Consider the following 7,325-nt stretch of genomic DNA (forward strand, 5'->3'; position numbering starts at 1 on the left):
AGCCATTTTCTTCAAATTTTTTTATTAAGTCTTTCTTGGGGACATCAGAAATTAAAACAACTTTGATATCCTTATCTGCATCAATTTCATCAAAATCATATTCGATCCTGAAATCATGTTTTTCTTGTAATTTCTTAGCTTTCGAATAATCTGAATAGTTGAAGTTGTTTATGATATGTCCAAACACACCATAGGTTACGCCCATGATATAGACAGCATCACCCAGATTTTCATCCTTCAATGCTTTATAAGCTGATCTGTAATCATAAACCGGATCACTAATTACCTTCATTTCTAAATTGGGGCTTTCTTCGTACATCACGATATCATGAGGTTTATTGATTTGCGGTATTCTATTGAAGTCATAAATATTGAATACAGCTAAAAAAATGAGTGAAATTGATGTGATTGCACTAATAGCGAAACCGCTTTTGTTGTTGATTTTGAACAGGATATACACAAATCCAGCAACAACAAACGGAACAACGTACTCGGCCTGATATCTTCCTACACCCCACAAATCAGATCTTATCGAATAAAACATAGAAAACAGTAATATAAAGAATATTAACCAAATAACTTTGCCTAATATCTCTTTTTTCTTAAGCGGAATAAAAGAGAAGATAGAGACTGATAACCACAAAGGATTAATTGAATTTAGAATTGCAGTAATTGCTACTCCTGATGTAATTGATATCAATATTCTTTGAATAAAGTTCGCGTTCTCTGGTACGAAGTTATAAGTATTTGGTGCTCCATAATTATAAGTAGCTGGTGTTCCAGATATAATGGAGTCAGCTACAAAAGGAACCATTAATAATACAGGAGAGGCATATAAGAGTATTTTTTTATAGTCTTTATGTTCATTCTTTCTATACAAATCAAAGTATATCATTAATCCTAAAGGGACAAATGCCACGAAAGCTGAATGTCGCATTAGGGATGCAATAGAAACTAAAGAAAACCATCTTATATAGTTTATTTCCTTACTTCTAAATAAGAACTTCAAGCTTAAAAAAATGAATAGAATAGAACTCCAAATCGACGGTTCAACTACTACGCCGACATACCATAAGACAGGGATTGTTCCTATGGTCAAACCTAGTAGCCAAGAATTTAACAACCCTAAATGATTAACTGTGAATCTTTGAATTCCAACCATTGATAATATCAAGGCTATGAATTGAGCAAATCTAAATGAAAAATCTGACGGAGATAGAATAGTAGAACTAATCCATAATGGGAAAAGTCTAAAAGGAGGATGTGGACCTAGAATTATTCTCTTAAAAAACAATGTCAGGATACAAACTATAATTAAAAAGATCAGCCTATTTTCAAATTTCAATTTTCCAGCTATCAAAACCGTCAAAACACCTAGGAACAGATAAGAAATATTGAAACCATGTACTATGAGTTTAAAGGATAAGCCTGATAGAAAATCAAAATTTTCAACCAGCTTGGTACTCCACCATACGGAGTGCCACTGTGAACGTTGAGCATGATAAATTTGATCCCCAGTTAAAGACAGAGTTAGTTCATCCATTGAGAGGATCAGCATTAATAGCAAATAACTAGTAAATACGAAAATGTCCCTTAGCTTGATGGCTAATCTATCAAGAAATTCCTCCTTTTTGGAAAGGAGTAGAAATGGAATGAATAAGACAACAAATGGGGAGCGAAAATAAAAAGAATATGCCCACAAAGAAACGAAAGCTAAAACATATGCCCAGTTAAAATTTATGGCAAAGACTTCTTTTTCTAGGTTTATATTCTTCAACATCTCCTAAGCATCTCCAAATCCAGATGTTACTTCATATTTCCAATAACTTTTCGTAATCCTAGTATATATTTGAAAGTACGTTTAATCAGTTTTATACGAGGTTTCCATGAGCCACTGCCACCACTTGCTTCACCATAAATCCTATCACCAAAATATACTGGAATTTCTAGAATTTTATATTGCCTCATTTTTGCCTGATACAATAGATACAAATCTAAAGAGAAATCTAACGGAGCTTCATTTCTTATGTATTTGTCATAAAACTCTTTAGAGAATAGTTTTGGCTGAGCATTAATATCATCTAAATAGGTTCTTAGTATAAAAAAAACAGCTAATTGCATTCCAAAAGTAAAAAAGCTTTCTAGCAATTTCCTATTTTTTCTTTTACCTTTTATGACTATACTTTTTTTTTCGCTGTTTACATATGAATCTAGTGCCTTTAATACATCTAAAGGATTTGTCTGCATATCTGCATGAGTCCAGGAAAGCAGTTGTCCTTTAGATTCATTAAGCCCAGTCAATATACCATGTCCATAACCTTGATTTCTAGCTACATTTACTAATTTAATAGATTTGCAACCGTCTTCTTTCAGCTCTTTATCAAATAACTTTTTGGAATTATCAGTTGAACCATTGTTAACCAGAACTATTTCTATATCTTTTCTACATGTGGTTATTCTTTTGAGTTGAGTCAAAATTAGGGGGATATTTTCTTCCTCATTATAACATGGTATTACGATTGATAATCTTGGTTCCATTGCCATCCAGTCTATCTAAATTCGTTTTTATAAAATTCTTGCCAATACTTCATGGTATTTTCATAGTTCTCATAGTCCTTTGGAGTTCCCCAGCATATGTATTTTTCTACCTCAAACACTTTGACTTTTAAATCTAAATCAAGTAGATGTCTCATCGTTTGATCCACATAGAATTCATTGTTGATTCTGTCATTTTCTTTTATCATGTTTTCGCTGGCTTTAACAAAATCAGATCCTTTCTTAAACCAGAATGTACCAACAACAGCATGATCATTTTTAGGGTTATCACTAATAGGAATTTTCACTGACATATCAATAACATTGGTCTTGTTGTTCACTTTGACCCATCCGTAACTTCCAGGGTTTTCCTCAACTGCCTCATTGTTTCTAAAGGTAAAAATCAAAGCATCACAGCCATCTTTGGCTTCTTCAAAATTTTTCTTATCAAATTCCATACCATTATCACAGGCAGCTATCAATAATTCCTCACAATTATTGATGTATTCTTTTGCAAGTAAACATGTGCTAGCTTGACCTTCAGTTGAATAATCTATTGTGATGAATCTTGCTTTTTTATAGTATTTCCTGATTTTTTTCTCAACTCCATTTTTTTTGTGAAAGTCTCGATCTATATAAATTATTTGTGAACTATTTGATTCTGGGATATCATTTGTTGCTGCAACAGCCATTGGAATTTTTAATCCAGTTTTTCTGTCAGTAATTGAGATTACGGGTTTATGCTTCCTATACCCTTTGTTTTTGAATCTGCTCCCGGTTCCTGCCATAGGAATTAAAACAATCATAACTAGGCTTCTTGATTGAAATTTTTTATGTTTTCTATCCAGAATAAATATTCCTTTAAATCCTCAGGCGTTCCCCATTGGCAGAAATGACTAATTTTATAATAGACGTGAGTTTTTAGACCATCTTTACAAAGTAAGTTGTAAGTCAAGCTGGAGTAGTATTCATTTTTAAACATGATTTTTTGGTCTATTTGTTTTTGGCAGTATTTCTTTAATAATTCTCCGCTTTTAAAATAATGAGTTCCGACTGAGTGAAAAGCTTTTCTTTTGTCTTTTTCAAAGGAAAATTTTTCTCTTATTTCAATTAAATCGTTATTTCCATCAACCTTGCATGATGCATATACATTACTTTCTGGGATTAAATGAGGATGAAAACCTGTGTAACACGGAATAGCTCCATCTGGATTCTCTTTTTTTAGGATTCTTTTAAAATCTTGATAATCCCAACGCATATAGAAATCACAGTAATTCACTATCACTGGTTCATCATCTTTGATAACTGATTGAGCCTGCATCACGTCATATACTGGGCCTTTCTTAACCCAGTTCTTTATTGCAAAAATAGTCGCTGAAGCCTTAATCCTTTTTAAGGTTTGCTTCATATCGCTAATTTCCTGCAAATGTTTTTCTCGACAAACAAAAATAATGTCATCCTCACCAGGAAACATTTTTACTACCCACTCGATGATGGGTTTCCCATGAACTTCAATGAATGGTTTTAAATCTTCAAATCCAGCTGCCTTAAATCTAGAGCCATAGCCTGTAATAGGGATAATTATCTGCATCTCATTATTTCTTAATTAGAGTTTTTCTATATTTTTCACTCCCCATATTTTCTATGTAATCTATATCTTCTTCTGAGATAAAGCTTGGGGTAAGTCCAAACTTCATAATTTTTTTTAGTATATAATCATAAGCATACAAAGTTTCTAAACCAGCAGTCGTATTCCTTAAATCTTCTGATAAAAGATAAACAACCTGATCAGGAAATATTACTTTTTCTTTTACGCTATCAATATCTAAAAGAATTTCTTCTAATTTATAATCCGAACTGATGTTAAAATGTTTTATGATCTTGTTATTTATCGATTCATGAAGTTTTTTGACATCGCTGGAATTATTGGCGCAAGTGATGATGCCATGATTCTGCATGAATATTACATCAGATTTTTTGCCTTTGATTACTTTGTCTATTACAACAGTCATGTCTTTCCCTGGGTTGGCGTATTTAGCCCAAGCTGAATCAGGGAACAATTTTTGCGCTATTTTTTCCCCCTCAAAAGAACAGCAAAGTATATTAGAATAAACTGAATGCGTGTGAACGATATATTTGTATGATAACAAGGCATGAAAGCCTGTTTCTATAGATGGCTTCAGGTAAGGGTAGCCATTGATTTTAGAAGTCTTTCCTTCGATGAAATTGCTGAACTCATCCTCTGTATTGCCTGATATACGGTCATTCTTAATATAATTATCAATATCGTTGTAATTTACGAACGCAAAACCATCATTTTCTTTCATATCTTTTAATAGATATCCAGATGCTTTGATTGCCATTAAATCATCATCAATTTTTACCGATGTATTGCCTCCTCCGCCTTGTACAAACTCCGGGTAAGCTCCTACTTTCCTTGATATATCGATTAAATTTCTGATATCTTCTTTCATTTGATTATCTATTCTTTTCTCCTAGTCTAAATTGCTTATAATGCAATACGTAATAAACAATTGCATAACTCCAAGATAATTTTTATCCCAAGATGGGTTATTAATACCAAGGTCTTCAAGATGTGCGTTTAATAATAAATTATAAGCAATTCTATCAATTTCTTGTCTTGATATATCGCCTTCAATTTCCATGAACTGTTTATCTTCATCTTCATATGCATGTTTACATCTAATTGAATCTATATTTGAGATTTCATTGAATAATGGTTCTAGATAGAATGAATTGCTGGCAGTAATTTTGAGAGTATTATTTTCATTACTGGTTATATCACTTTCTTGCTTGTGGCTAAGTAGCTCTACAACAGCATCAGCATATTTCAATTGGGTTTTTATAAATTTTTCTGAATCTTTTTGCCTACTATCTAATTGTTGTAAAACTTTGTCCTTAGAGTAACCGCGTTTTTTTGTATCCCTATTAATCTTCCAATATCTTCTTAACCCTTCTGAGGGATTAAGAAATATTTTTAAGTCATACAAATCCCTCATTTGCTTTATGTAAAAACTATGCAGACCTTCAAAAATTATTAAATTACCTGGTTTAAACCTTTTTTCTTTGGTAAACTTCCCAGTATCATGATCGTAATTTCGCCTACTTATTGTCATGCTATTTTTGATTGCTTTTAGGAAAACTATTCCCTCGTGCAAGAAATTTGATTTAGGATTTAAATGAGTAAGATTGTTCCAATTATCGCTTCCTCTTTCCCATTTATGCATATCATCACCACAAATCGTAGTAGTGTTTCTTTTCTCAAAAATGGATTCTATTGCTTTTGAAAAAGTTGTTTTTCCAGTTCCGGAATCTCCGCAAATTCCAAGCAAGAACGGGTGTGAAAATACTTTATAATTAGCGTAACTTCTAATACCTAACCTATATATGAATATACAGTTAGAAAGTAGCATAGTTTGAAGCAAAGTAAAGGACAGATTAGAGATTCTATCTGCATCTATTCCAACAGATTGAAGAAAATGATAAGTATTGGGAGTCGATGCAAGGTTAGAAGAAACAATCTGAAAAACTTGTAAATAGTCAGAGTTCTTCATAAAAAGGAAGTATGTAAAATAGGTTAATTGCAAACCTATAAACAAGATTGAAGCAAAATCCAATGTTGGATTCACTTTTCTGGAATGGAAATATATAAAAAATGGTATTATCCAGTAGTACCAACCTTGCATAGGAGGGATCATCAACGTAATTGTACCGAAGCTGAATCCTAAGAACATCATATAGACATCTTTGCTAAATCCTTTTAGATGAATTGCAGATATAAACAAGAATAGATAAGCTAAAGGCACAAAGTGTAAAATATTTCCGTCAGGTAAGCTATATTTGAAGTCGAATATTTTAACTTGTTCTTTATTGTTGAATACCATCTGAACAAATGCTGAATCAAAAATATAAGGAATATTGATCAGCAAAAAAGATGCAACAATGATTAGAAGGTTTAGCGCTAATCGTTTAGCATTAATAGTTTTGGAGTATAGTAAATAAGCAAAATAGAACGGTACGACCATTACCATATTTGTCTTTGCACCTATAGCCAAACCTAGGAAAATAGAGGAATATTCAAATTTTCTTTTAAACAGAAAGTATAGGGAAACAAAGAGCATTGAAACCGGAATTGCATCAAGTTGGCCATGTACATAATTTATATAAATCAATACTGGTGATAGCCAATAATGAATAAGGACCTTCTTAGTGTTATTGTTTACTAAACGAGTCAAAATAACCAGTATTAGAAAATCAGCAAATAGTGTCGGTAACCTTGCCAAGAGGATAGTCACGGAAGAAATGGTGTCCCAATCTGAAAAAAACCCAAATATCACTCTTGGGATACTGACGATGTAGAGCATTAATGCCGGATAGGGAAAGGCGTTAGATCTACCTGTACTTATAAAATACTCATAAGGATTCTCGAATCCGCTTCCAACATAATAATCTGTGAATGGGATGAAGAGATTTGTTAAGAAGCTTGAGGCTAGCGTAAACGCCAATATGACTTTAATAAGAAAACCTATCCAAAATATGTTGGAATTAAAGAGTTCTTTTAATTCATTGTTGCCATATCTATCTACAAAAAGCATTTATTGCACAATTTGTGAATGGAACAAAGAGACTTGTTAAGAAGTTTAAGACTAGCATAAACGCTGATATGGTTTTGATAATAAGAATCCATGGAGTTAAGAGTTTTTTCAATTGTCACTATCATGTCTGCCTATAGAAATCATCGTTTAAATACAAACTTCTTTATTCCCACG

6 protein-coding genes are annotated in these 7,325 nt (G+C 32.4%); all 6 read right to left on the bottom strand.

The window, feature by feature from the left end; genetic code table 11:
- Nucleotides 1-1,780: hypothetical protein (locus tag S1OALGB6SA_RS00700; RefSeq protein WP_148083985.1), on the bottom strand; the 1,780-nt coding region annotated here is incomplete at its 3' end.
- Nucleotides 1,781-1,806: 26 nt separating this feature from the next.
- On the bottom strand, nucleotides 1,807-2,544 hold the full coding sequence (locus tag S1OALGB6SA_RS00705) for a glycosyltransferase family 2 protein (RefSeq protein WP_230204329.1): 738 nt from the start codon (nucleotides 2,542-2,544) through the stop codon (nucleotides 1,807-1,809).
- A gap of 5 nt (nucleotides 2,545-2,549) precedes the next feature.
- A complete protein-coding gene (locus S1OALGB6SA_RS00710) occupies nucleotides 2,550-3,341 on the bottom strand; it encodes a sugar phosphate nucleotidyltransferase (protein ID WP_124032227.1) in 792 nt (263 codons plus the stop codon).
- 2 nt (nucleotides 3,342-3,343) lie between these two features.
- Nucleotides 3,344-4,126, bottom strand: a complete 783-nt coding sequence (locus tag S1OALGB6SA_RS00715; RefSeq protein ID WP_124032228.1) for a sugar phosphate nucleotidyltransferase — start codon at nucleotides 4,124-4,126, stop codon at nucleotides 3,344-3,346.
- Nucleotides 4,127-4,130: 4 nt separating this feature from the next.
- A complete protein-coding gene (locus tag S1OALGB6SA_RS00720; RefSeq protein ID WP_124032229.1) occupies nucleotides 4,131-5,009 on the bottom strand; it encodes a class II aldolase/adducin family protein in 879 nt (292 codons plus the stop codon).
- Between the two features lie 21 nt (nucleotides 5,010-5,030).
- Complete coding sequence (locus S1OALGB6SA_RS00725) at nucleotides 5,031-7,151, bottom strand: hypothetical protein (protein WP_124032230.1); 2,121 nt, start codon at nucleotides 7,149-7,151, stop codon at nucleotides 5,031-5,033.
- Between the last annotated feature and the right edge of the window lie 174 nt (nucleotides 7,152-7,325).

Origin of the sequence: Olavius algarvensis spirochete endosymbiont, assembly GCA_900608495.1 — a bacterium.
Taxonomy (GTDB): Bacteria; Spirochaetota; Spirochaetia; order DSM-2461; family DSM-2461; genus UBA2779.